The 25,521-nt window shown below is 73.5% G+C and carries 20 protein-coding genes and 1 pseudogene; 4 read left to right on the forward strand and 17 right to left on the reverse strand.

Translation table 11 applies throughout. From position 1 onward, the window contains the following. From ACWDRR_RS19600 to ACWDRR_RS19625, 6 genes and pseudogenes are all read right to left on the reverse strand, one after another. Window positions 1-486 (reverse strand): annotated as a pseudogene (locus ACWDRR_RS19600) (hypothetical protein); the annotation flags it as partial. An 85-nt stretch (window positions 487-571) separates the two neighbouring features. Further along, window positions 572-1,183 (reverse strand): hypothetical protein, encoded by a 612-nt coding sequence (locus ACWDRR_RS19605; protein WP_449773451.1) that lies wholly within the window; start codon window positions 1,181-1,183, stop codon window positions 572-574. Window positions 1,184-1,218: 35 nt separating this feature from the next. Next, entirely contained in the window at window positions 1,219-3,099 is a 1,881-nt protein-coding gene (locus ACWDRR_RS19610) for a hypothetical protein (RefSeq protein ID WP_449773452.1), read from the reverse strand. Then, entirely contained in the window at window positions 3,096-3,764 is a 669-nt protein-coding gene (locus tag ACWDRR_RS19615) for a sensor domain-containing protein (protein WP_449773453.1), read from the reverse strand. The genes ACWDRR_RS19610 and ACWDRR_RS19615 overlap by 4 nt, the downstream gene beginning before the upstream one ends. Window positions 3,765-4,677: 913 nt before the next feature. After that, window positions 4,678-5,610: an endonuclease/exonuclease/phosphatase family protein gene (locus ACWDRR_RS19620; RefSeq protein ID WP_449773454.1), complete on the reverse strand. Its 933-nt coding sequence runs from the start codon at window positions 5,608-5,610 to the stop codon at window positions 4,678-4,680. A gap of 173 nt (window positions 5,611-5,783) precedes the next feature. Next, window positions 5,784-6,419, reverse strand: coding sequence for a M15 family metallopeptidase (locus tag ACWDRR_RS19625; RefSeq protein ID WP_449773455.1), 636 nt, complete (start codon window positions 6,417-6,419; stop codon window positions 5,784-5,786). A 169-nt stretch (window positions 6,420-6,588) separates the two neighbouring features. Here ACWDRR_RS19625 and ACWDRR_RS19630 point away from each other — a divergent pair, with 169 nt between their 5' ends. Both ACWDRR_RS19630 and ACWDRR_RS19635 read left to right on the forward strand, forming a co-directional pair. Then, entirely contained in the window at window positions 6,589-7,275 is a 687-nt protein-coding gene (locus ACWDRR_RS19630) for a response regulator transcription factor (RefSeq protein ID WP_449773456.1), read from the forward strand. After that, window positions 7,272-8,429 (forward strand): sensor histidine kinase, encoded by a 1,158-nt coding sequence (locus ACWDRR_RS19635; protein WP_449773457.1) that lies wholly within the window; start codon window positions 7,272-7,274, stop codon window positions 8,427-8,429. The genes ACWDRR_RS19630 and ACWDRR_RS19635 overlap by 4 nt, the downstream gene beginning before the upstream one ends. A 441-nt stretch (window positions 8,430-8,870) precedes the next feature. On the opposite strand, the gene ACWDRR_RS19640 is transcribed toward ACWDRR_RS19635, so the two are convergent. The 4 genes from ACWDRR_RS19640 to ACWDRR_RS19655 form a co-directional block, all read right to left on the reverse strand. Next, a complete protein-coding gene (locus ACWDRR_RS19640) occupies window positions 8,871-10,787 on the reverse strand; it encodes an OmpL47-type beta-barrel domain-containing protein (RefSeq protein WP_449773458.1) in 1,917 nt (638 codons plus the stop codon). Between the two features lie 456 nt (window positions 10,788-11,243). Continuing rightward, window positions 11,244-11,774 carry a hypothetical protein gene (locus ACWDRR_RS19645; protein WP_449773459.1) on the reverse strand — a complete coding sequence of 177 codons (531 nt, stop codon included), beginning with the start codon at window positions 11,772-11,774 and terminating at the stop codon, window positions 11,244-11,246. 419 nt (window positions 11,775-12,193) lie between these two features. Then, window positions 12,194-15,559 carry a hypothetical protein gene (locus ACWDRR_RS19650; protein ID WP_449773460.1) on the reverse strand — a complete coding sequence of 1,122 codons (3,366 nt, stop codon included), beginning with the start codon at window positions 15,557-15,559 and terminating at the stop codon, window positions 12,194-12,196. Window positions 15,560-15,729: 170 nt separating this feature from the next. Next, window positions 15,730-16,467 carry a VOC family protein gene (locus ACWDRR_RS19655; RefSeq protein ID WP_449773461.1) on the reverse strand — a complete coding sequence of 246 codons (738 nt, stop codon included), beginning with the start codon at window positions 16,465-16,467 and terminating at the stop codon, window positions 15,730-15,732. 224 nt (window positions 16,468-16,691) lie between these two features. On the opposite strand from ACWDRR_RS19655, the gene ACWDRR_RS19660 reads away from it, so the two are divergent. Both ACWDRR_RS19660 and ACWDRR_RS19665 read left to right on the forward strand, forming a co-directional pair. Then, window positions 16,692-16,925 (forward strand): hypothetical protein, encoded by a 234-nt coding sequence (locus ACWDRR_RS19660; protein ID WP_449773462.1) that lies wholly within the window; start codon window positions 16,692-16,694, stop codon window positions 16,923-16,925. 204 nt (window positions 16,926-17,129) lie between these two features. Further along, the gene (locus ACWDRR_RS19665) at window positions 17,130-17,702 is read left to right on the forward strand and encodes a DUF4262 domain-containing protein (protein WP_449773463.1); all 573 of its coding nucleotides are present in this window, start codon (window positions 17,130-17,132) and stop codon (window positions 17,700-17,702) included. A 347-nt stretch (window positions 17,703-18,049) separates the two neighbouring features. On the opposite strand, the gene ACWDRR_RS19670 is transcribed toward ACWDRR_RS19665, so the two are convergent. The 7 genes from ACWDRR_RS19670 to glnT form a co-directional block, all read right to left on the reverse strand. Then, window positions 18,050-19,345 carry an ammonium transporter gene (locus ACWDRR_RS19670; RefSeq protein ID WP_449773464.1) on the reverse strand — a complete coding sequence of 432 codons (1,296 nt, stop codon included), beginning with the start codon at window positions 19,343-19,345 and terminating at the stop codon, window positions 18,050-18,052. 101 nt (window positions 19,346-19,446) lie between these two features. Continuing rightward, window positions 19,447-20,115, reverse strand: a complete 669-nt coding sequence (locus ACWDRR_RS19675; protein WP_449773465.1) for a helix-turn-helix domain-containing protein — start codon at window positions 20,113-20,115, stop codon at window positions 19,447-19,449. A 9-nt stretch (window positions 20,116-20,124) separates the two neighbouring features. After that, window positions 20,125-21,210 (reverse strand): FAD-dependent oxidoreductase, encoded by a 1,086-nt coding sequence (locus tag ACWDRR_RS19680; protein WP_449773466.1) that lies wholly within the window; start codon window positions 21,208-21,210, stop codon window positions 20,125-20,127. Beyond that, entirely contained in the window at window positions 21,207-22,526 is a 1,320-nt protein-coding gene (locus tag ACWDRR_RS19685; RefSeq protein ID WP_449773467.1) for an FMN-binding glutamate synthase family protein, read from the reverse strand. The genes ACWDRR_RS19680 and ACWDRR_RS19685 overlap by 4 nt, the downstream gene beginning before the upstream one ends. 16 nt (window positions 22,527-22,542) lie before the next feature. Then, window positions 22,543-23,217, reverse strand: a complete 675-nt coding sequence (locus tag ACWDRR_RS19690; protein ID WP_449773468.1) for a GltB/FmdC/FwdC-like GXGXG domain-containing protein — start codon at window positions 23,215-23,217, stop codon at window positions 22,543-22,545. Then, window positions 23,205-24,080, reverse strand: a complete 876-nt coding sequence (locus tag ACWDRR_RS19695; protein ID WP_449773469.1) for a glutamine amidotransferase — start codon at window positions 24,078-24,080, stop codon at window positions 23,205-23,207. The genes ACWDRR_RS19690 and ACWDRR_RS19695 overlap by 13 nt, the downstream gene beginning before the upstream one ends. 71 nt (window positions 24,081-24,151) lie before the next feature. Beyond that, on the reverse strand, window positions 24,152-25,477 hold the full coding sequence (gene glnT / locus ACWDRR_RS19700) for a type III glutamate--ammonia ligase (RefSeq protein ID WP_449773470.1): 1,326 nt from the start codon (window positions 25,475-25,477) through the stop codon (window positions 24,152-24,154). Window positions 25,478-25,521: the final 44 nt, after the last annotated feature.

Raw genomic sequence — 25,521 nt, forward strand, 5'->3', positions numbered from 1 at the left:
GAGGCCGGCCGGCGGGAAGGCGCACGCGCACTTTGGTGAGGACGGGGACGAACTGCGGGCTGTCGCCGGCCTGTCCCGCGGTCAGGACGAGCACCGGTGGACGGCACCTGCGGTCGGCGGCGAGATGGACCTTGCTGGTCAGCCCACCCCGTGACCTGCCGAGCAGGGCCTGCTTCAGACGAAGCTTGCGTCGCAATCGGACCCGTCTGCGTTCGCCCTGTCCGTTCTGTTCCTGCGACTCGCCCCCTTTTGCCGGGCCGCCTCCTGCTCGCGCGCGGCCTCCTCCAGGGCCTGCATGAGCTCCTCGTCCACGAGCATCCCGGCGGCGTCGTGGTGGGCGCGGACGGTCGTGGAGTCGACGCTGACCAGCGACAGGTCAGTCTTTCCCTCGCGCTCGGCCTCGGCGATCAGGCCTTCGAGCAGGGCGCTGAACACGCCGGCGTCCCGCCAGACCCGAAACCGGCCGAACACCGTGGACCAGGGACCCTCCCCGAGGACACCCATGCGCCCTGCCCGTTTCCAGCGGCTGCTCCTCGACGCGGCGGCCGGTGCCTGGTGCGGCGGCTCGGGCTCACTGCCGAAGGTTCCTCGACCAGTCACCCCGAAAGCGATAGGCACGGCCGTCATCGACCTGCTTGATCGCGCCGGGAACGACGTCCCCGTGGTAGGGATACTGTTCCGTCACCGCCGCCAGCAGGAACTCCAGGAACCCGCCCTCGAAGAGGTCCCACTCCCGCATCGAGTGGAACTTGGCGGCGACCGGCCACCGGTCCGGGTCCGGGCCCCGCATCAGCCAGAAGAAGTGGTCGGAGTTGTAGTTGTTGCCCCACTTCAGCAACCCTCCCTCGGCCGGGAACAGCGGATACGGGCACTCGTCGTAGTCCCCCTCCCGGTAGGCCTGGGCCAGCCAGGCACAGTAGCCGTAGGGGTCCGTCGTGCCGTACAGGAATCCGGCGAAGCCGGGTGGCTCCCCGGTCTTGGGACTGGGCGCTGCCGATGGCGTGTAGATGTGCAGCTCGTCGCTGATGCTGATCATCCCGTACCGGTCAGCGAACGCCCGGTAGTCCGCGGGCAGTTGAAAACCGAGCACCTCGGGTCCGAGCTCCCACGGGACGGGGACCACCCCGTCCGGAGGCGGCCCGATCACCGAGCCGAGCCGGTCCAGCATCTTCTCAATGCTCACGTCCACTCCCATCAGTCGTCCGTGCTCGCCCGAGGCTAGTTGCCCAGGTACACCAATCCGTTCGGGCCGTACCTGCGGTTGTCCACGAATGTCCGGGCGGAGTCCGTGGTCGACCCGGTGGTGGCGTCCCAGGCGTAGAGCGACATCGCCCACCCGTTCGGAACAGTGCTGCTGAGGCCGTTGTACTGCGGAAACACGTTGTACAGCACAGGGCCCCGGCCCATGACCTTCTCGGCTCTGGTCTCGAAGGTCCGCATGCTGTTGGTGATCGTGCCGCCGGTTCGCTGGTTGGTGTTGGCCCCCTGCTGGAAGCACGGCGTCAGGTTCCGCTGATCCGCTGTTCCGCCGGCCATGCGCGGTACGGAGTGGCAGCGGGCGATGTCAGAATCCGAAGTGAACCCGAGGGCGGCCGCCCGCGCCTTGGCATCGTTCCAGCCCGGGATGTCGCCTGCCGCGGCTTGCCCCCTGCTGGAGGCGGGCGTGCCTTTGAGACAGGCGTTGACTCCCTGGTTGCGGCCCTGACCGTCCGCCGGCACGTAGCTGACCCACCCGCCGCCGCTCAGGGATACAGCCCCCGGCGGCTCCAGATCCTCGCAGGTGGGGACGCGCCGGTTGGCGTCCTCCCCGGAGCCCGGGTTGCTGGGTACCGGAGCGGGCTCCGGGGAGGCGGGTACTTCCTGAACCGTCGTGATCCCGTCGAGGGTGACCGGTTCACCGTCGCGGTACGCGACGACCCCGCCGGATTCGAAGACCTCCGGGGCCAGAACGGGAGCCGGTACCGGGGCGGGAGCCGGAGCCGGAGCGGGAGCCGGGGCCGGTGCCGGGGTCGGTGCCGGGGATGCGGTAGTGGTGGGTGCCGGTGCCGGTGCCGGTGCCGGGGGTGCGGGCGCCTGGACCCGTAGTGCCGTGTAGTGCCCGCTGGGCTTGCGGGCCAGCCCGTCGAAGGTGACTGCGGGGCTCGTGAGCATGGCCGCCTGCGCGGCCGGCAGCCGCCTGACGGCTTCGGGCGTCAGGTACGCCGTCCCCGGCCGCGTGTCGACGGTCGTACCGGTCTGCCGGCCGTACTGCTTCATGGCGGAGGTCTGCGGCTGCCGATAGGGGCTGTCGGCAATGTCAGTACCCAGGCCCCGGGCCTCGTCATTGCGCTCCAGCGGCGCGGGCGCGTCGCCGCCCTGATCCATCGCCACCGCCGGATCGGGCGGGGTCCGGGCCAAGCTCTGGAAGACCTCCGCCATTTCCTGGAGCAGTTGCTGGGTCTGGAGCTGGAGCTGCTGGGTCCTGGCCCTGGCCGTGGAGGCCTTCTCTGCGTTGGTCCTGGAAGCGGCGTTGACCTGGGACTTACGCGAGTTGAGCTGCTCCTCCTGCTGCCTGACCTCGCCCTCCTGGCCCTGTAACTTGGCCTCCTCGGCCTGCACCTGGCTCTGTTCGGCCTCCAGCTGGGCAGCTTCGGCGTTGTAGCGGCCGACCGCAGCAGCCTGATCGGCAGGAGGCTTGGCCGCGTTGTGGGCGTCGATCTTGCCGCTCAGCGTCCTCGCGCGCGCGTTGTGGGCGTCGATCTCCCTGTTCACCGCAGCGGCCTTGGCCGAGAGCGCGGCATCGGCGCTCTCCACCTCGGCGGATTCCTTGGTGATCCGCTCGGCCTCGGCAACCACCTCCCTCACCATCTGCTCGATTTCGGCTTCCGTCCGCTTCTGTGCCTCGACCTTCTGGGCGAGTGCCGGGGCGACGGCCGCGACGTCCCTGGACTGGGACAGGGCGGCCACGGTGTCGGGCGGGGCCATGACCGGCGTGTCGGCGGCAGCCCTCGTCGCTGCCGCCGTGCCGACGACCGGCAGCAGGAGCGCCAGCACCAGGGCGACGGCACGCCCCACAGCCCGCCGGGGGCGGGCAGCCGGCCTGAACGGGTGCGCGGTCATCCGGTCACCTTCTTGGTGAGCTCGTCGGCCACCTTCCAACTGGTCGCCTCGCCGTCACCCGCCTGGCACACGGAGACCTGCACCAGGCTCGTGCCTTTCACCCACGCCTGGTGATAGCAGGCCCAGCCCGCGCTACCGTCCTGCGCCGCGGTCCACGCCACGGCGACCTCAGTGGTGGGGCGCACCGTGTAGACCCACTTCGAGCTGCGGCCGGCCTGACCGGTGACCGTGGCCGACGGGCACTTGGCCAGGCCCTCGGTGAGCGTCTGGAAAGCGGCGCCGGCCTTCTCAGCCTCCGGGAAGACGCCGAGCACCTGGTTCACGGTGTACCCGCCGGTGCGCGCGGAGTCCTGGTCGGTCGCCGACAGGAACGCCTTCCACGCCTGCCCGTAGACCGCCTGCGTCGTCGGCCCCGCCGCGACGGCGCACTCCGACGGCGCCGCGTCGAGCGGGGCGTGGGGCCGGTCCGACCGGGGGCCGGCGACCACCGTCGTCCCGGCCAGCCGGCTGACGCTGTCAGCGCTGAGGAGCTGCGCCTGGACCGTCCCAGCGGCCACGTGCGGCGCAAGTCCCGTGGGCTGCTGCGGCCACACCCACCACCCGATGCCGGCCAGCACGAGGCAGGGGAGGAACGCGGCCACGAGCAGCGGCCAGTGGCGCAGCACCCCGCCTCCCCGACGTGCTGCCCGCACCCCGGACGGCGCCGCCGCCCCCGATGGAGGCTGCGCGCCCGGCCCGGCACCCGGTTGCGCAGCAGCCGACGGGGGTTGCGGTGTGCCCCGGCCCGGCGGTTGCGCCGGCGGCGCGAGGGCGGACGGCGCCACGGCAGAGGACGTGGCGGACGCCGATCCGACCGGGGCTGATGGCGCGGCACCGCTGTGGCCGGGCCGTGGCGGCACCGCGCGTGGCGTCTGCGACCAGTCGGGCGGTGTCGGCGTAGCGGGGTCCTGGTTCCCGTCGTGGTCCGTCATGGTGTCCTTTTCGTCACGGGGTTCGGGTCGGCGCTGTTCATCGGTGGCACGAGACGGGGAGGGGAGCACCGCGACCATCACGGCGGTAGCGCTCGGACCGGATGCCCGGCACGGCCGGCCGGAGCTCGGCCGCGACCATCGGCTCCGCCCGCGGTCCCTCGCACAGCGACGCCACCTTGTCCCCCAGCTGTCGCCGGTCCGGCGCAAGCCCGACTCGTCGGCCACCACGTCGCCCGGCAGCAGGACCGCCATCGGACTTCCCCTCCCTCACGTCCGCGCACGGAGGTCGCGAACGGGGCAGCCCGGCCGACCGCGCACAGCGACGCCGGGGCTGCGGAACCGGTCGTCCGCTGTCGATGCTGACGTGCCGCGGGACAACTGCACAGGTCAGAGCACCGGCCATGTATGGCCGGTTGTCAGGGCGTGGTCGCCGCCTTTCACGGGCACGACCACCGGCTAGCCCTCCGCGACTGCCGCGCGCAGGGCGACGGCCCTGCACCGCGCCGTGCAGGCCGTCGACCATCTGCACGACCTCACCCGAGCGACGCGAACCGGCAGGTCGGACCAGACTCCGGCCTGCCCACCCACAAGGCCTCCTGCGCGTGCTTCAGGCCCGGATCCTCCCCGCCAGGGGAAGGTGGTCGCTGGCCGTGGCAGGCAGGGTCCAGGTGGTGGCGGACAGATCGCGGGTCAGGACGTGGTCGATGCGGGCGAGCGGGAGGGCAGCGGGCCAGGTGAAGCCGAAGCCGCCGCGGGCAAGGGTCAGCCGGTCGGTGAGCGGGGCCAGGGCGTGGTCGTCGGTGGCGGCGTTGAGGTCTCCCAGCAGCAGCACCCGGCGCAGGGGCTCCGCGTCCAGGGCACTGCCGAGCGCCGCGAGGTTGCGGTCGCGGTGGGAGGTGGCGAAACCCGTGAAGGTCGGCCGGACCGACCCGAGGTGGGCCACGTAGACCGCCAACGGGCCGATCGGGGAGAGGACTTCGGCCCGCAGTGAGCGGTTCCAGCCCGGGTCGATGACCAGCCGCCCGGCCTCCGCCAGCGGGTAGCGGCTCCACAGGCCGACGGTGCCGGAGCGGATGTGGTGGGGCAGCTCGGCGCCGAGCACGTCCTGGTACGCGGACCACGCCGTCGTGCTCACCTCCTCCAGCGCGACCAGGTCCGGGTGGGCGGCCAGCAGGGCGCGGGCGGTACCGGCCGGATCCCGGTTGTCGGCGTGCACGTTGTGGGTCACCACCGTCAGGCCGTCCCCGGCCTGCCGGCCCTCACCCGCCATCAGCAGCGGGCCGAACAGTACCGCCCAGACCGCCACCAGCACCCCGCCGGCGCAGGCCGCCACCGGGGCCCGGCGCACGGCCGACCAGAGCAGCAGGCCCGCCGCCGGCACCGCGCTCCACGGCAGCAGGCTCTCCCACAGGCTCCGCAGGCCGATGCCCAGGTCGGGCAGCTGCCGGTGCCCGGCGAGGGCGAGCGCGGCCAGGAGTCCGAGCCCGGCCGGACCCCGTCCCCGCCGCCAACCGGCCTTCGGCGTCGTGGGTTTGGGCATGCCGGCCTCAGGGGCGTCGGTGTCAGGGGCGTCGGTGTCAGGGGCGTCGGCCTCAGGGGCGTCGGCGTCAGGGGCTCCAGCCCCGGAGACGTCGGCCTCAGGGACGTCGACCCCAGGGGCGTCGACCCCGGGGACGTCGGCCGTCCGGGTGAGCACCGGGACCGGGTCCGCCGTCATCCGGCCGCGTCCGGCAGCTGCGCCGGGCAGGTCCCGCCCGGGGTGGTGAGCAGCTCGTAGTGCCAGACCTCGTTGGAGTACACCTGACACAGCCCGTACCGGGGGCCGTACTGAGCCATCCAGTACGCCGCGTCCGTCGGGCCTACGTCCACCGCCTTGCCCGCCACGTGGGTGGAGGCGTCCGGCACGTTGACGAACCGCCGGGCCCGCTCCAGAGTCCCGTGCTCGACCACCGCGCGGTCCAGCAGCTCCTGTTGGTAGTCCCGGCTGCGCCAGCCGGAGGTGACGGTGATCTCGATGCCCTTGGCGCGGGCGTCGACGGTGGCCTGCTGCAGGGCCGCCAGAAGCTGAGCGTCGAGCTTGCGGACGGCCGGGGCGTCGGTGTCGAAGGGGCTCAGCCTCGTCCCCCCGGGGATCGCCCCGTCCTCCGCCCCCGGCCCCTCACCGTTGATCATCGCCGTGATCCCGCGCAGACCGGCCGTCCCCGAGCCGGCCGCCCACACCGCCGCCGGGACCAGCACCGCGACCGCGACGGCGCCCGTGACCAGCCGCCCGCGGCGCCGCCGCCGGCCGACCGCCGGCCCCTCCGTGCGCTCCGCCAGCTCCCTGAGCTCCCTGAGCTCCGCGTCCATCCCAGCCTCCCGTTGTCGTCGGTGCGTTGCCGGGAGCCATTCGAAGGGGGGCGATGTTGCGAGCGTGTTCGCGCGGGCCGATACGTTTTCGATACGCCCGATGGGGTCCAATGGGGGACGAACGACCGCCGTCGGCGGACGTGAGGGGGCACAGACGGGAGAACGGCACGTGCGGGTCCTGGTGGTGGAGGACGAGATCTACCTCGCCGAGGCGGTCCAGGCCGGACTGCGGCTGGAGGCGATCGCCGCCGACGTGGTGGGCGACGGCGATGCCGCGCTCGAGCGGCTCGCCGTCCACACGTACGACGTCGTCGTCCTCGACCGGGACATCCCCGGCACGCACGGGGACGAGGTCTGCCGGACCATCGTCGAGCGCGGGCTCGGCTGCCGGGTCCTGATGCTCACCGCCGCCGCCCGCCTGGGCGACAAGGTCGACGGCTTCGAGCTCGGCGCCGACGACTACCTGACCAAGCCCTTCGACCTCGCCGAACTCGTCGTCCGGCTGCGCGCCCTGGCCCGCCGCCCGGCGCAGTCCGCCCCGCCGGTCCTGGAGCAGGCCGGCCTGCGACTGGACCCGTTCCGCCGCGAGGTCTACCGCGACGGGCGCTACGTGGCGCTCTCCCGCAAGCAGTTCGCCGTCCTGGAGGTCCTGATGGCCGCGCGCGGCGGCGTCATCAGCGCCGAGGAGCTGCTGGAACGGGCCTGGGACGAGAACGCCGACCCCTTCACCAACGCCGTCCGGATCACCATCTCCAGCCTGCGCAAACGCCTCGGCGACCCGTGGGTCATCCACACCGTCCCCGGCGTCGGCTACCGCTTCGGCGAGCCGGCCCCCGAAGACGGGGGCACCCGGTGAACCCGCCCGCCGGCGGCCGGCCCCGGCCGCGGCGCCTGACGGCCCGGATGCGGCTGACGCTCAGCTACACGCTCTTCACGCTGGCCGCCGGGGCGCTGTCGCTGGCCGTGATCTACGTCGCCATGAAATACGTCCCCAACTACCCGCTGACCTCCTCCAACCCGCGCTACCGCTCGGACGCACCGTCGCGCCAGGAGATCCTCGACTCCCTCCTCCGGGCGGGTGGCTTCGCCCTGGCCCTGATGACGGCCGTCGGCCTCACCGGCGGCTGGTTCATCGCCGGGCGCGTCCTGCAGCCGCTCCAGGACCTCACCGGTGCCGCGCGGCGGGCCGCCGACGGGGCCCTGGAGCACCGGGTCGCGCTGCGCGGGCCCCGGGACGAGTTCACCGAGCTCTCCGACGCCTTCGACGACATGCTGGAACGCCTCCAGCGCTCCTTCGAGGCGCAGCAGCGGTTCGCCGCCAACGCCTCCCACGAGCTGCGCACCCCGCTGGCCATCACCCGCACCATGCTCCAGGTCGCCGCCGCCGACCCGGCCGGCCAGGACTGGGGCCGCCTGGTCACCCGCCTCCAGGACACCAACCAGCGCGGCATCGAGATCAGCGAGGCCCTGCTCCAACTCGCCGCCCTCGACCAGACCCCGCCCGAGCTCGTCCCGACCGACCTGGCCGCCGCCACCCGGGAGGCCCTGGCCACCGTCCGGGACGAGGCCCGCACCCACGGCACCACCGTCACCGCCTCGCTCGGCCCCGCGCCCACCACCGGCAATCCGGTCCTCCTCCGCCAGGCCGCGCTCAACCTCCTCCACAACGCCCTCCGCCACAACCACCCCACCGGCGGCACCGTCACCGTCACCACCGGCCCCCACCCCGACCGCCCCGACCGCGTCCGGCTCACCGTCACCAACACCGGCCCCCTGCTCACCCCCGGGACCGTCGCCACCCTCACCGAGCCCTTCCTCCGCGCCCGGGGCCGCACCGCCAGCACCGACCCCACCCGCCGCGGCCACGGTCTCGGCCTCACCATCGTCACCGCCGTCACCACCGCCCACCACGGCGAACTCCGGCTCTCCCCCGGCCCGGACGGCGGCCTCACCGTGACCCTCGACCTCCCCGGAGGCCGGAGCGTGACACCACAGACCCGCACCCGGTGAGGTGATCCGACACCGTGTCGCCGACCTGCGGAGCCTGCGGGGCCTGCGGAAGCCGACCTCCGGCTCCTGCTCGCTATCGGCGGCCGGGCGCCACGGCGCGGGCGGATGCGCCCGCACCCCGTCGCCCGCACCCCGTTGACCACCCCCAGCTCGGCACGCGGCCGTGGTCACCGCCCGCCCGGCGGGGGTGCGCCCCTGACGGCAACTGAACTCGTCCGCCTGCCGGTGGCGCGGGCACTCCTCGGCCGCCACTCCGAGGCCCGCCGGCCGCGCTCCGCACGCGGGTGCCTGTGCGGCCTGTTCCCGTATCCGCTCGGCGCGCGGGCGGGTCCGCGTACCCTCGCGTCCGCGGACCCTCGCGCCTGCGGACCCTCGCGCCTGCGGGCCCGGGTCACCGCGCGGTGGCCCGGGCCCGGGTGCCTGCGTCAGGTGCCGGCCGGCTCAGCCCTCCCAGGGGCCGTCGGAACCCTCCCCGTGCTGCGGGTCGCAGTCGATGAGGATCTCCAGGCAGTGCTCCTGCTCAACGTTCTGGGCGTGGTCGTCCGAGCGGTACCCGACCTCGTGGCGGCCGTCGCCGCTGACCGTGAACGGCCCGGTGTAGCGGGTCCATTCGCCGCCGTCGACGCGGTAGTCGGTCATCGCGACACCGCTGATGTCGTCGGTGGCGTCGAGGGTGACCAGGACGTCCGAGTGGTAGACGCCGTGCCGGTCGGGGCGCGGTCGGGTGCTCGCGGTGGTGACCGGCGGCAGGACGTCGAGCGGCAGTTCCATCTCGGCCTCCTCGGCGGTGATCTCGTTCTCCTCGGTGGGCGCCGGAACCCCGGCCGCGCCCGAGTGGGCGATCGAGCCGCCGCGCAGCTGGATGCTGCCCCAGTCGTCGTGGCCGTTCAGCGCGGTCTGCAGCCCGTCGTTGTTGGTGTCGAACGCGACGTTGTTCGGGGCGATCATGCCGTCACAGTTCCAGTCGACCTGGCCGGCGCCCGCCTGGACGGTGACGAAGCGGGATCCCTGCTTGGTGTTCGGGCACCAGTGCATGACGTCGTAGCCGGCGCTGCTGGCCGGGAACCGGCGCTCGTTCAGCGCCGGCTCGTTCAGCGAGCCCGCCGCCCGCGAGTAGTCCAGGACTCCGGTGGTGGTGCCGATCGACAGACCGCCGAGCTGGTAGGAGTAGTTCATCACGCTGAAGTACTGGGGCTGGTGGTTGGGCGTGTCGGCGTTGCCGGCGTGCTTCAGCCCCAGGTCGTGCCCCAGCTCGTGCATCAGCGTGCCGGCCTGCTGGTTGGTGTTGCCGACCCGGTTGTCGAAGCTCCCCAGGCTGATGATGAAGTCGCTGCCCGGCACCCCGGCCGCGATGCCGCTGTACGTGACGCCGGGCTGGAGGTTGTGCGCCGCGATCGCGTAGTGGAAGATCGAGCTCCGCCCGGTGCTGACGAAGCCGCCCTTGGCCGTCTTGATCTTGTTGAAGTCGTTCCACAGGTAGCGCCCGGCGGCGTCCACCGTGCCGAGGTTGGCGGCCTCGGTCTGCTTCTTCGCCTTGCTGAGCGCCCCCCAAGTGGTGTTCTTGGTGAAGTCGAGGAGGCTGTCCGGCCCGGCGTCGACGTGCAGGTTGATGCCGGTGGTGGGGCTGTGGCGGTTGAACGGGGAGTTCTTGAAGGCGTCGACGACCTTCCTGATCGCGTCGTTGGTGATCGCGTGGCTGTGGGTGTCGTCGGCCATCCAGTCGACCTGGACGAAGATGTCCGGCTTGTTCACGTCGGCGCCCATCGCCTTGAGGTCGATGAACTGGTCGGGGCTGCCGTCGCCGGGCTTGATCGTGACGCCGTTGCGCTTCCAGTCGTCCGGAATCCCGTCGCAGGTGGTGGAGTTGCAGTCGACCGTGAAGGTGACGGGGTCGAAGCTGCTGGCGCCGCCGGTGTGGCTCGCCACATAGCCGGTGGGCGCGGTCTCGGTGAAGGTGTTCGGCTGGTCGAGCGGGGCCGGGACGTTCCAGCCGAACGTGATCACGGTGCCCTGGCTCTCACCCCCCACCTGGTAGCTGACGGTTCCCGACGCGCCGTTGGATCCCTCGCACACGCCGACGTTGAACTGTCCGGTCCCGCCGAGGGCGCCGAGCCTGGTCGGCGGATCGGTGTAGGCACACCCGTCGGTGACCTGGAGCCCATTCAAGGTCAGGTCACGGTCGCTGCTGTTGACGAGGTTCACTCCGAGCAGGCCACCTGCCCGGCGCGCGGCCGCGGCGGGGGTGATGGCGGCGACGAGGGTGAGCAGGGCGAGGGCCAGCACGAACAGTGGCGCCAGGCCGCGGTGCCGGTCGAGCCGCGGGGGCGCGGCGACATCGGGAGAACGATGTGTGGTCATCCGATCACGCTACGTGTCGCCTCGCCGCGAACCTGTCATGACCCGTCGAACAGTCACCCCGTCGGAGGCGCGCCACTGGAGCCACACCGCCGGAGCAGCACCGTATCGGGGGGTCCTGTCCTGGATCCGCCGTCGGCACCGGACGGGGGCGGCCGCGACGGACTGTTGCAGGCCGAGGGAACCGGTCCGATGCGGATCACCCCGCGGGTGTCCGGGGCGAGGCCTGCGCGATCACCGAGCGCACCGTGGCGACGCGGTGCGCCAGGTCGCCGGCAGGGATGTCGATGAGCTCGTAGGTGCGGATCCGCTGGTCGGCAGCGCGATTGGTGGCGCCGAGCAGCGGCGGGATCCGCTGCCACCCCTGACACCGGCCGCCCTGCCCAATGGCCCGCCCCTGACCGGGTGTCTGCCCGCGGCTCCCGTCCGGGGCCGCGGGCAGACCCGTGGTGCGTCAGGTCAGACGGCGACCGCGATGGCCTCCATCGGGCGAGCCTGGCCCGTGGTGCCGACCTGGATGTACGAGCTGGTCACCGTGCCCTGCCAACCGATGTCGCGCAGGTGCGCGTTGGCCGACACCGTGCCGGTACCGATCTTGATCTCGATCGCCTCGATCGGCGCGTTCCGGCCGGTGGTGCCGATGTACACGTCGACGCCGTCCGGCTTGCAGTCCCAGCCCATCCAGCCGATGTTCCGCACATGGGCACGGGCGCACAGGCCGCCCGTGCCGGAAGTCGCGAGGTTCAGCGCTTCGAGGTTCTTCGCCAGACCGGTGGTCCCGGCGACCCCGCCGTTGCAGGCCACGAAGTTCTGCCAGCCGATGTCCTGGACATGGGCCCGGTAACAGATCGAGCGGCCGCTCACGCTCTGCGCGGCCCGTGCGACGTCGGTGCCGGAGGTGGTGGCGGCGGCCGCCGAGCCCACGCCGGCCAGCGATCCGCCGACGGCCAGCGCCGTAGCGGCCAGGGTCATGGACAGTGCCTTGCGCATGAAGAGTTCCCCTCCCGGATCGACCAAGGTCCCCCGCCCGCACGGACGGGCCGCGCGGGCGGTTCATCGTGCGGACCCGGCTCCGGGAGCGTCAACAGCCCGTGCACCGCTCCGCACCGGGCCGGTACGGACATCTCCCGGTAAATCCGGGTGCCCGGCCGCCCGTCTCGGCCACCCCCGACACGGGATTGGCCCGATCGGACCGGGGTCACGCACCGGCGGGCAGCCGCGGCTCTGTGAGCGCGTGCCCGCTGCCGGGCCGGTGGGGCTCGGGCCTCGGTCCATTTCGCCCCCCTGGTCGGTCTGGCCGGCGGTGGGCCGGGCCGGGCCCGCGCGCGTGGGCCCGGCGCGGGGTGCCGGTGGGGCGATGTGTGTGCCGGCCGTTCGGGTGTCGGGCGGTCGGACGGTCGGGCCGTAGGTCACTCCCGGTACATGACGGCCGCCAGGGCGCGCTCGCGGACGTCCGCCGAGGGGTGGCGGCGCAGGTCGCGCAGGAGGGACCGCCACTCCTGGGGCCAGCCGAGGCGGTCCCCGAACGCCTCCGTCAGCGCCGTGGCGAACAGCCCGGCGGCCGGGCCGGTGTCACCGTCCCGGCGGGCAGTGCGCGCCAGCGCGTCAGGCGTCCCCGGTGGCGGCAGCGGGCCGGAGGCGTGCTCGTGCAGCAGTGCGAGCGCGGTGAGCGCGGCGGCCGCCGGCCGGCCCCGGTGGACGTCGGCGAGCGCGCCGAGCGCGGCCGTCAGTGCCTGGGGCCCGGCCGTCGGGTCCACCAGCCGGCGCAGTGCGGCCGTCCTGATGCCCGCCAGGTCGGGTTCGTCCGCGAGCAGGTCGGCGGCGGCGGCGAGCAGCGGCCGGTGGCGGTCGTCGGCGGGGAGGTCGGTGAGGTGGGCCAGCCTGCGGCGGGCGGGCAGGTCCCGGTCGGGCCCGGCGTCGGGGTCGTCCGTCCTTGTGGCGGCGGCGAGTTCGGCGAGGGTGCGGTGCAGCAGGCTGCCGGGGGCGGCGCCGCCGAGCGGGTGCGCCAGCCCGGAGGCGGCGAGGGCGCGGACGGCGTCCGCGGCCTCCCGCCAGGCGCCGCGGTTCGCCGGGTCGGTGACGGCCCGTCGGGCCACGTCGGCGGTCTCCGGGGCCCAGGCGGCCCACCGCGGCAACGCGGCGAGGGCGGGCGCGGCGACCTCCGGGTCCGGCGAGGCGGCGACGGTGGCCACCAGGTGGGCGTAGCGGGCCCGGTGGGCCTTGGGAAGGTGCACCGGGTCGGCCCGCAGTACGGCGCGGCGTACGGAGGGCGGAGCCTCCCCGGCGGCCTCGGTGAGCAGGTCCCAGACGGGTTCGGCGTCCAGCAGGGCGGTCGCGGAGGCGACGACCGCGGCGCGTACGTCGTGGTGCTGGCCTTCGACGCGGTACGCGGCGACCAGCAGGTCGGCGGCGGTCCGCGGCGGCAGGTGCTCGGCGGCCAGCCGGACGGCCTCCTTGCGGCTGGTCACCTTGCTGCCCTGTGCGCGGGACAGCAGCTCGCCGAGCCGTTCGGCGAGCTCGTCCGGCGGGGCGAACCGGGCGGCGCGGGTGGCCGCGTACACCGCGACGCGGGCGCGGTCGCCGCCCGCGTGGGCCAGCAGGTCGCCCAGCGCGTCGGCGGGCCGGTCCGTCCGGGCCGAGGCGGCGAGCGCCGCCTCGGCGAGCACCACCTCGGCGCAGTCCAGCTGGGCGCGGACGACCGCCCGGCCGTGCTCCGGGATCGCGGCGGCGGCGTGGACGGCCGCGGCACGCCCGTGCAGCGGCAGGGTGGGGTCGCTCGCCGTCGCGGCGGCCAGGCGGGCGGCGGCCCGCCACTGGCGCGGCGTCCAGCGGCTCGCCGACCAGGTGGGCGGCAGGGGCGCGCGCTGCGGCCGCTTGAGGAACCGTCCGTAGGGCGGGGTGGGGGCGAGCAGCGGGTCGAGCAGGTCGGTGCGCCGCTCGGCCAGGACGGCCCGCACCGGCACCAGGACGGCGGCGGAGGGTTCGAGTTCGAGGATCTCGGCGACCCGGGCGCCGCGGGTGCGCGGGTCGTCCAGCCACAGGGCGGCGGCCGTCGTGAACGCGTCGTCCGGTCCGAACCGGAGGGCGTGCAGGAGGAGTTCCTGCAGTTCGGGGACGCCGCGGGCCCGTCGGCCGAGCGAACGGGCGAGGGTGAACAGCAGCCAGTACTGCGCGGTGTCGGCCATGGTGTCCAGCCACGGCCGCAGGGTCGCGAACACGGCGTGCTCCTGGCCCCGCCGCAGCCGGTGCTCCAGCCCGCCGAGCTCGACCGTGCCGGTCTGCCCGGCGATCTTCCGCAGGCTCCGCAGTGCCCACTCGACCAGGTCGGCGCCGCCGGCGACGGCGTGCTCGCGCAGCACCTCGGCGACCAGCCGCTGGAGGGCGGCGCGGGTCGCGTACGAGCAGTCCCGGGCGTCGACCGCGTCCTGCACGGCGGCGTCCAGGACGGGCACCGCCGCCGGGGTCAGCAGCCGGGCGGGCACCTGGGCGAGCGCGGTCAGCGCCGCGAAGCGGACCGGGTCCTGCTCGTTGCGCAGCCTCGGCAGCAGCGCGAGCGCGTCCTGGACGGCGGCCCGGTCGTCGGAGGCGGCCGCGTTGGCGAACAGGGCCGCCCAGGCGGCGCAGCGGTCGTCGGTGTCCGGGCGGGCGAGCGCGGCCCGCAGCTGCGGCTGGGCCTCCTCGGTCGGCAGGTACGCCAGGGCGGGGGCGGTCTGCACCCAGGGGCGGCCCTCCGCCCGGCGTGCGGCGACCAGGCGCCGGGCCTCGCCGTGGCGGCGCGCGTGCGGGAACAGCGGCAACAGGAGAGACAGTTCGCCCTCTCTCGGGAGGGCGTCGGCGTACACGAGGTCGAGGAACGCGTGGCGCCGACCGGGAGGAAGGGCGCGCAGCAGGGCGGCGAGGCAGCGGGGCGCGGCCAGCCAGTGACGGCCGAGGGCGGGGAGCGAGGGCGGGTCGGCGTGCACCAGCCGGCGCAGCGTGCCGCCGGTGGGCGGCACGGTGTACGGCCCTGCCGCGCCGCGTCGCGGGTCGGCGAGGAGGCGGACGGTGCGTTCGGCGTCCGCGGCGGCCAGCGACGGCAGCTGATCACGGCGCAGCGGGAGGTCCGGGCCGAATCGCTCCAGCAGGTCGAGGACCCGTTCGGGGCGGGTCCGCGCGAGGGTGCCGAGGGCGTCGGCGAGGGCGGGCCACTGCCCGAGCCGCAGCGTCTCGGGGTGCTTGGCGAGGACCCGCTCCAGGTGGTCCAGGACCTCGTCCGGGAAGCGCGCGGCGAGGGGTGCGAGCGGCGCGGCGTGCGCGAGGTCGGGCAGGGGCCGGCCGACGAACGCGGGGCTGCAGGCGGACAGCAGCCGGGCGGCCTCGGCGTCGCCCCATTCGGCGCGCAGACGGCCCACCAGTCGCTCGGCGAGCCGCTGCCGGCGGCCGTGCCGGACGACCCGGGCGAGCTGTCGGCGCAGGGTGCAGGAGGCGCCGGTGAAGGCCGCCTCGATCGCCTCGTCCGGGAAGCCCTGGGTGCGGGCGGCGCGCAGGGCGTACCCGCGGACCACCGGGTCGGGGTCGGTCAGCCGCTCGGTGAGGTAGCCGGTGGCGCGGCCGACCGAGGCGGCGAGCGCGGCCAGCCGTCGGCCGTACACACCGGAGCGCTCCAGATCGACCAGGAGCCCGGGGAGCCCGCCGTCGACGGCACGTTCCCGGGCCCGGCGGGCGACGAACCGTAGCCGCTCCGGGTGGGAGAGCGGGTCGAGGTCGGCGAGCAACTGATCGGCTTCGTGTGGCATGCGGCCATTGTGGCCGGGCGCAGCGGGTGCCTCCCACTGGATTTCCGCCGGCGGGCGTGGGGCTCCCGGTCGGAAGGCGCATGCCACCGGGACACCGTCCCCGGTGGCATGCGCCGACGGCACGTACTCCGCGCCGTTGCCCCGAAACCGCTCCGGGCCGTTGCCCGGGGTCAGCGAGGGCTGAGGAGGCAGAACTCGTTGCCCTCCGGGTCGGCCAGGATCGTCCAGGAGATCGCGGACTGGTCGATACCGGGGTCCGTGGCGCCCAGGGCGCGCAGTCGGGCTTCCTCTTCCGCCGGGTCGTCACCGCGGTAGGGACTGACGTCGAGGTGGACGCGGTTCCACACGCTCTTGGTGTCGGGCGTGCGGAGGAACTTCAGGTAGGGGCCGACGCCCTTGGCGGACCGCATGGTCGCGTGGTCGTCGGTGACCTCGTGCAGCGTCCAGTCCATCGCCTCGTCCCAGAACCGGGCCATCTCCCGTGGGTCGGTGCAGTCGACCACCACCGCGGCGATCGGCCCGGTGTCCTGGTGGACCGGACGGGGCTCCAGGACGCAGAACTCGTTGCCCTCCGGGTCGGCCATGACCGTCCAGGGGACGTCACCCTGACCCACGTCGGCGAGCGTCGCGCCGAGGTCCTTCAGGCGCGCGACCAACTCCGCCTGATGGGCGGTCGAGGTGGTGGCCAGATCGATGTGCACCCGGTTCTTCACCGTTTTGGGTTCCGGGCGGGTGATGATGTCGATGCAGACGGCCACGGGGTCGGGGTAGGAGAAGCCCACGGGTTCGAGGTTGGTGACGCCCGGTCCCTCGCTGTCGATACCCCAGCCGAGCACCTCCGCCCAGAACCGGCCGAGCACGGAGTCGTCCTGGGCCTTCATATTGATCTGCACAAGTCGTGTTGCCATACCGCACATCCTAGAAGCCGCCGCCGACCCGTCCCACCCCGATCCGACATGCGCTCACCGGCCCTGACCACGGCCGCAGTGGAACGGAGTCCTGGCTCCGACGTCTCGCTGACGCCCGCTCACCGGTCGAATCCCGCTCAAGCCCCGTGCCGGCCGCCTCGGCCCGCGACTTCGGTCGTGCAGGAGTACTTGGACAGGATCCCTCCGGAAGGATCGGACACCTGGTGGTCATGGCCCGAAGGGGTTGTGCCGTCCTGCTCTTCGAGCCCAACGCGATCAGCGGCCAGGACGTGTCCAGGGCGTGGTTCGTCGACGCAGGCAGCCTCGCCGAGTGGCTCGGGACGTGGCTGGACGGCCGAGGCTGGTACGAAGAAGACGCCGTCAATGGAGGCTTTCCCCGGGCCCGCTGGGCGGGCGTGGCCTCGCGACTGCAGTCGGCCCGGCTCAGGGACGGGTGAGGATCCGGATCCTCAGCAGCCGGCACGAGGCGCGACCGTACCCGGCTCGCCTGGGCGCCCTGACGCGGTTGGCGTGGCTTCGACGATGCCGGAGCTCCGTTCGAGGGTGAGGCCGGCGGCAACCGCGTCGAGGTCCTGGCGGCGGAGGCCGGCAGAGCTGCGGACCCGACAGGGCCACCGGCCCTGATCTGCTTGGATACCCTGGTGACCAACCTGACCGCGACCTCTCCGTGCCCCTGTCTGCTCTGCGATCCCGCCGCCTCCGCGACCCTCCGCGCCCGGCGGCAACGGACGAAGCACTGGGCCTCCGAGATGGCGCACGTCCGCGAGCACGGCTGGCACGTGGTGGGCGTGGGTGGCGGCGGGGAAGTCCCCGACTGGGCCTTCACCGTCGGCCTGTGGCACTCGTACCGGATTCCGGAGGTCGCCATGTTCGGCCTGGAGGTACACGGGCTGATGCACTGGATCGGCGCTGCCGCCGCCCGGCTGCGCGACGGCGCGTCCACGGAACCGGGCACCCTGCTCCCCGACGTCATCGAGGGGTACGAGCTCCGGCTCCAGCCGGTGGACGCCGGCTGGCACCGTCCCCTGTTCGGTACGGCGGTCGGCTTCTACCGGCAGACCCCGGTCCCGTTCGTCCAGTTGGTCTGGCCCGACCGGGAGCACCGCTGGCCCTCGGACGAGCGGGCCAGCCCGGGCTGCCGCGCCCAGCCCAGCCTGCGACTCTCCGTCGACGAGCACCCGAAGGGCATCTGGACCGAGGAAGCCGCCGCCTGAGTGGCGGACACCGGAGCGTTCGGGATCCGTCGCCCGGCGCGGCTTGTCGTGCGTGATCTCCGACGGAGGGTGCTGTGTTCCCGTCCCCGCCGGGCGTCCCGGGGATGACGGTGCGTGGGTTGTGACGCCCGGCTCCGGGTGTGGTGGGAAGACGTGTGGGGCTGTGCGGGACGGGATCGTCGGAGGGCGACGAGGCCCGTCGACCGGCCGGGAGCACAGGAGGGTGTGCCGTCCGGCCGGCCCCCGCCGGCCGGACGGCGTCGCCGCCGTGGTGCCGCCCGAGGCGCCGCGGCACAGGCCCGGCACGCCCGGCCGCCACCTCCTCGGCGAGTCGGGGGCGGGCCGCCCTACCCTGCGGCGACGGGCCCGGAAGCCGCAGCCGCGCTCGGCGCGTGGGTGAGGTCGTAGGCGCTCTCCGCGTGCAGGTGGACGTCGACGCCCTCCTGCTCCACCTCGGGGCGGACCCGCAGGCCCATCGTCTTGTCGAGGGCCTTGGCGATCAGCCAGGTCACGCCGAAGGAGTACGCCAGTACGGCCAGGGCTCCGACCGCCTGCTTCCCGAGGAGTCCGAGGCCGCCGCCGTAGAGCAGGCCGTCGACGGCGTTGGGGGCGTCGGCCGTGGCCAGGACGCCGACCAGCAGGGTGCCGGTGAGACCGCCGACGAGGTGGATGCCGACGACGTCGAGCGAGTCGTCGTAGCCGAACGTGTACTTCAGGCCCACCGCGAGGGCGCACACCGCGCCGCCGACGGCGCCGAGGGCGAGGGCGCCGAGCGGGGAGACCGCGCCGCAGGACGGTGTGATCGCGACGAGGCCGGCGATCGCTCCGGACGCGGCGCCGAGGCTGGTGGGGTGGCCGTAGCGGAGCTTCTCGACGAGGAGCCAGCCGAGCATCGCGGAGCAGGTGGCGATGAAGGTGTTCAGCACGGCGACGGAGGCGGTGTTGCCGGAGGTCAGCGCGGAGCCGCCGTTGAAGCCGAACCAGCCGAACCACAGCAGGCCCGCGCCGAGCATCACCAGGGGGAGGTTGTGCGGCCGCGTCTGACCTCCCTTCTTCTGCCAGCCGATGCGTCTACCGAGGACGAGGATCACGGCCAGGGCCGCGGCGCCCGAATTGATGTGGACGGCCGTACCGCCCGCGAAGTCGACGGCGCCGAGCCTGTTGACGATCCAGCCGCCCACGACGTCCTTCCCGTCGAAGGCGAAGACCCAGTGGGCGACGGGCAGGTAGACCAGCGTCACCCAGATGCCGGCGAAGACCATCCAGGCGCCGAACTTGATGCGGTCGGCGATCGCGCCGCAGATCAGGGCGGCGGTGAGGGCCGCGAAGAGGGCCTGGAAGGCGGCGAAGACCGACAGCGGGACGGCGGCGTCCGGGTCGTCCGCCGTCACTCCGCTCAGGCCGGCGTACTCGGTGACGTCGCCGAGGATCCCGGCGCCGGCGACCGAGTCGCCGAAGGAGGCCGAGAAGCCGTAGAGCACCCAGATGCAGCCCACCAGGGCGACGGACCCGAAGGTCATCATGATCATGTTCAGGATGCTCTTGGCGGCGACCATGCCCCCGTAGAAGAGCGCGAGGCCAGGCACCATCAGACAGACGAGTGCCGTGCTCGCGAGCATCCAGGCGGTACTTCCGGTGTCCATGCGCACGCTCCCCAGAGAGGTCCAGCGGAAAGAAACTATGTTTCACCGCAGTAGACACACCGTGCGTTACGAATCCCCCCGCGGCCGATTAAGGCCGGGTTTCAGTGCTGGGGGCTGTCCCCGAAGGCCGTCACCGTCAGGAACCGGATCGGGAGCTCGACCAGCCGTTCCGGGCCGTGCGGGGCCTCGCCGTCGAACTGGAGGGCGTCGCCGGGGCGCAGGGTGTAGCTGGACTTCCCGTGGCCGTAGACCATGACGCCTTCGAGCATGTAGATGATCTCGGTCCCGGCGTGCTGGAAGAGCGGGAAGACCTCGCTGGACTCCGTGAGGGTGACCAGCAGGGCGTCCATCCGCTTGTGCGCGCCCCGCAGGGAGCCGAGTTGGGCGTACTCGTGGCCGATGCGGGTGCCGCGCCGGACGATGCGGGCTCCGTGCCCGGCGGGGACGAAGACGGCCTCGCGTTCGTCGTCCATGCCGCGGAAGAGGGCGGTGACCGGGACGTCGAGACCGCGCGCGAGCCGGGAGAGGGTGGTGAGGCTGCACGCGGTCTGAGCGTTCTCGATCTTCGACAGCATGGCCTTGGAGATGCCGACCCGCTGCGCCATCTCGGCGACCGACAGCCCGGCCGCCTGCCGGTACCCGCGGGCCCGGACCGCGATGATGCGTTCCAGGGCCGTGTCGTCGGAGTCCGCTGCGGGTTCGGAGTCCGCTGCGGGTTCGGCGTGTTCGGGGTGTTCGGGGTGTTCGGGGTGTTCGGCGCGCTCGGTCACCGAGGCATCCTATGCCGCGCGGTCCATCCGGAAGCGGGGGTGGGGCCGGGTGCGGCCGGTGGCCAGGTCGGCGGCCATCGCGCCGATCAGCGGGGCGAACTTCGCGCCGTGACCGGAGCACGCGGAGACGATGACGAGGGGGCCGTGCCGGTCCAGCACGAAGTCCTCGTCCTCGGTGGTGGTGTAGAGGCAGGTCGCCCCGGCCACCGGCTCGGGGTCCAGCCCGGGCAGCCGGTCACGGACGAACCCGCTCACCCGGGCGCGCGAGGACCGGTCGACGACGCCGGTGCGGGTGGTCGCCGTGGTGCGGGTGCCGCGGTCGTGCTCGGCGACCTTGAACGCGGGCACCGGTCCGCCGTCGCCACCGGAGGGCAGGCCGAACACCTGCATCGACGCGTCCTTGGCGACCAGGACCGGCCAGGCCGCGGACGGCTCCCGCTGCCGGAAGTGGAAGACCTGCTGCTGGGTCACCTTGAGCGGCGGCAGCCTGACGGGCAGTCCGAGGCCGGGCAGCCACGCACCGGCGGCGATCACGGCGGTGTCGGCGGTGAGTTCACGTCCGTCGTCCGTGTGCAGCACCACCGCGTCCCGTACGTCGACGCCCGTGACGCGCACACCGGGCCGGATGTCCGCGCCGTGCTCGCCCGCCCTGCGCACACAGGCCGCGACGCTCCGGTCGGCGTCGATGACCCCCGCGTCCGGGTGGTGGAGCACCGGACCCGTGAAGCGGATGTGGGGCCAGCGCTCGGCTGCGGCCGGCGCGCCGAGGAGTTCGCAGCGCACCCCGGCCGCGCCCAGCACGGCGGCCAGGCCCTGCGGGTCACGCCCCGGCCCGAAGTCGAGACCGCCCGTGCGGCGCAGCAGCGCGGTCGCGCTGTCGTGTTCCAGTTCGCGCCACTGGTCGGCCGCCCTGCCGGTCAGGCCGACGTAGAAGGGGTCGGCGTAGGCGCGTCGGAAGATCCGGGAAGTGCCGTGCGAACTGCCGTGCTGGTGGCCGATGTGGTAGGCCTCGATCAGGGTGACCCGGTGGCCGCGGCGGGCCAGGTGCCAGGCCGTGGCGGCGCCCATCAGGCCCGCGCCGACGACGGCGATCACAGGCCCTCCCCGGGGATCCACCCGGTGCCCGCGAGTGGCACGCGGGCCATTGCGGCGGCTTCGACGGTGAGGGCGACCAGGTCCTCGGGTTCGAGGTGGAGCAGGTGTGACTTGCCGCAGGCGCGGGCGAGGACCTGGGCCTCCATCGTCATCACGCGCAGGTAGTTGGCGAGTCGGCGGCCGGCCTCCACCGGGTCCAGGCGGGCGGCGAGTTCCTCGTCCTGGGTGGAGATGCCGGCGGGGTCGCGACCGTCCTGGTAGTCGTCGTAGTAGCCGGCGGCGGAGCCGAGCCGGCGGTACTCGGCGTCGTACTTCGGATGGTTGTCGCCCAGGGCGATCAGGGCGGCCGTGCCGATGGCGACGGCGTCCGCGCCCAGGGCGAGCGCCTTGGCGAGGTCGGCGCCGCTGCGGATGCCGCCGGAGACGATCAGCTGGACCTCGCGGTGCACGCCCATCTCCTGGAGGGCCCGGACGGCTTGGGGCAGGGCGGCCAGGACGGGGATGCCGACGTGTTCGATGAAGACGTCCTGGGTGGCGGCCGTGCCGCCCTGCATGCCGTCGACGACCACCACGTCGGCGCCGGCCTGGACGGCGAGCCTGACGTCGTAGTACGTCCGGGTCGCGCCGATCTTCACATAGACCGGCTTCTCCCAGTCGGTGATCTCGCGCAGTTCGAGGATCTTGATGGCGAGGTCGTCGGGGCCGGTCCAGTCGGGGTGGCGGCAGGCGCTGCGCTGGTCGACGCCGACGGGCAGCGTCCGCATGCCGGCGACCCGTTCGGTGATCTTCTGGCCGAGCAGCATGCCCCCGCCGCCGGGCTTGGCGCCCTGGCCGAGGACGACCTCGATGGCGTCGGCGGCGCGCAGGTCGTCGGGGTTCATGCCGTAGCGGGAGGGCAGGTACTGGTACACCAGGTGTTCGGAGTGGCCGCGTTCCTCCGGGGTCATGCCGCCGTCGCCGGTGGTCGTCGAGGTGCCCACCTCGCTGGCACCGCGGCCGAGGGCCTCCTTGGCCTGGGCGGACAACGCCCCGAAGCTCATGCCGGCGATGGTGACGGGCGTCCTCAGTCGCAACGGGGACGCGGCGTGCCGGCCGCCGAGGGCGACGTCCGTGCCACAGCGTTCGCGGTATCCCTCCAGCGGATAGCGGGACATGGACGCGCCGAGCAGCAGCAGGTCGTCGAAGTGCGGGAGCCTGCGCTTGGCGCCCCCGCCGCGGATGTCGTAGACGCCGGTCTCGGCGGCTCGCTGGATGGCGTGGATGGTGGCGCGGTCGAAGGTCGCGGACTCGCGCAGGGCGTGCGGTGCGGGTTCCATGATTCCTCGAACTCCCTCAGTACGCTGCCGTGTTGTCGACCTTGAAGTGGTACAGCTCGCGGGCCGACCCGTAGCGGCGGAAGTCGGCCGGGTCCTCCTCCCGCTCGGCCGCGATGAGCAACTCGGCCAGTTCGGCGTGGTGTTCGGGCCGCATCTCCTTCTCCCGGCAGTCCGCGCCCAGCGACTTGACCGTCCCGCGGACGTAGATGCGCGCCTCGTAGAGGGAGTCCCCCAGGGAGTCGCCCGCGTCGCCGCAGACCACCAACCGCCCGGCCTGGCCCATGAACGCGCTCATGTGGCCGACGTTTCCGCCCACCACGATGTCCACGCCCTTCATGGAGATCCCGCACCGGGCGGCGGCGTCCTGGTCGATCACCAGGAGGCCCCCGTGGGCGGTCGCGCCGGCGGACTGGGAGGCGTTGCCGCGCACGCGCACCGTGCCGGACATCATGTTCTCGGCGACTCCGGTCCCGGCGTTCCCGTGGACGGTGACCCTGGCACGCTGGTTCATTCCCGCGCAGTAGTAGCCGACGTGGCCTTCGACGTCCACGCCGAGCTCCTCCCGGATGCCGCAGGCCACGGCGTGGGCGCCACGCGGGTTGAGGATGCGCCAGGCCGTGGTCGTGGGGGTGTGCAGGGCCCGGTTGAGCTCGCGCACCGGGGTCTCGGCCAGGTCGATCAGCGTCGCCACAGGTACACCTCTTCCGGTTCGGGTTCGAAGATGCGGGCGTTCTCGATACCGGGAAGGACGTCCAGCGCCCGGTACTCGGAGGCCATCGCGACCCACCCGTCGGTCTCGGCGACGAGGGCCGGCTTGCAGGCGATGGCGTCACGGACGACGGCGAAGGAGTCGCTCGTGGACACCAGCAGGGTGTAGAAGCCGTCGAACCGCTCGCACAGCCGCCGCAGCGCCCGCTCCAGGTCGACGCCTTCGGAGAGCTGGTGCGCGATGAAGCGGGCACCCACCTCGGAGTCGTTCTCGCTGTCGAACACCATGCCGTGGGCGCGCAGTTCACGGCGGATGGTGGCGTGGTTGGCGAACGAGCCGTTGTGCACCAGGCACTGGCCGGGGCCGACCGAGAACGGGAGCGCGCCCTCGGGCGTCACGGCGGACTCGGTGGCCATCCGGGTGTGACCGACGCCCTGCCGGCCGGTGACCGACGCGAGCCCGAAGGACTCGGCCAGCCGCACCGGATCCCCGGTGCCCTTGAGCACGGCCATGCCGGTGCCGGAGCCGATGACGGTCGCCCGCGGCAGCGCGTCCGCGACGGACGCGAGCAGCCCGGCGACGGAGAGGTCCGCGTGGACCACCGTGGTGGCGTCGGCCGCGAGGGCCACCGCGTCCGGCAGCGCGGCCCGTGCCTCGGCCGGTGTGACACCGAGCAGCGAGACGACGGCCCGCCCGGGCGGGGACAGGCGCGGGTCACCGTAGACCGCGACACCGGCCGAGTCCGGCCCGCGCTCGACGACCTGCCCCAGCATCGCGGTCAGCAGCTCGCCGAGCCGGGGTTCGAGTGAGGGCTCGCGCAGATGGAGCCCCACGATTCCGCACATCTCAGGTCCCTTCAGGGGGCGGCAGAAACGGAGGACGGACAGAAGACGGACAGAAGACGGTTCGAACGCGGTCAGAAGGCGGTCAGGTAGCGGTCGAGCTCCCAGGGGCCGACCGTGGCGTGCCAGTCGAAGAACTCCTCCCGCTTGAGATCGGCGAAGTACCGGCTCACCCCGGCGCCGGCCGCGTCCAGGGCGCCGCTCACCACGTCGTCCGCCTGCAGGGCCTCCACGGCGTGCAGCAGGGTCGGCGGGAGCTCGGGCCCCTTCGCGGCCGCTCCCGGCTCGCCCGGCTCGCCGGGGTCGAGGCCGCGCTCGATGCCGTCGAGGCCGGCGGCCAGGGCGACGGCGGCGGCGAGGTACGGGTTGGCGGCGCCGTCCCCGCCGCGCAGCTCGATGCGGTTGCCGTCGGGCACGCGGACGAAGCGGGTCCGGTCGTTGCCGCCGTACCCCGCCAGGCGCGGTGTCCAGGTGGCGCCGGAACGGCTGGACAGCGCACCGGTGCGCTTGTAGGAGTTGACCGTCGGCGCGATGACGGCCTGGAGCGCCCGCGCGTGCTCGACGATCCCGGCGACGAAGGAGTAGGCGAGCGGGGAGAGGCCGAGGCCGCGCCGGTCGGTGGCGTCGGGGAACGCGGGGTCCCCGCCCCGCCACAGCGACAGGTGCAGGTGCATGCCGGTGCCGGTGCGGTCGGCGAAGGGCTTCGGCATGAACGTGGCGGTCATGCCGCGCCGTTCGGCCAGGACCGACACCAGGTACCGCAGGGTGACGACCCGGTCGGCGGTGACGAGGGCGTCGGCATGGCGGAAGTTCTGCTCGAACTGGCCGTTGCCGTCCTCGTGGTCGTTGGCATAGTTGCCCCAGCCGAGGGCGTTCATGGCCGTGGACACCGCGGTGAGATGGTCGTACATCCGGGTCAGCCCGTGTGCGTCGTAGCAGGGCCGGGTGGCCGTGTCCCGCGCATCGGCGACGTGCAGCACGCCGTGCGCGTCCCGGTTCACCAGGAAGTACTCGACCTCCGCACCCACCGAGAGGGTCAGCCCCCGCCCCGCGGCCCGCTCCAGCAGCCTGCGCAGAATGACCCGCGGAGCGTACGGCCAGGGCTCCCCCTCCACATGGGGATCGCAGTGGACCAGCGCGAGACCGGGCTTCACGAACGGAATCGGCGTGTACGAGGAGGCGTCCGGCCGCGCGACGACGTCCGGATCACCGGGCTGCTGGCCGAGCGCACCGGCCGCGTACCCGGCGAAGCCGACACCCACGTCACGCAGTTCCTCCACGGCCTGGGCCGGGACGAGTTTGGCGCACGGCTTCCCGGTCAGGTCGACGAAGACGGCGAGCACGAATTCGACGCCGTCGGCGCGGACACGCTCGGCGAGATCGGGGGCGGCGGGCGCCATGGGTCCTCCCGGGGGGTCTACTGCGGTGAATCACCGTTGCCTGC

This window comes from Kitasatospora sp. NPDC003701, assembly GCF_053587085.1.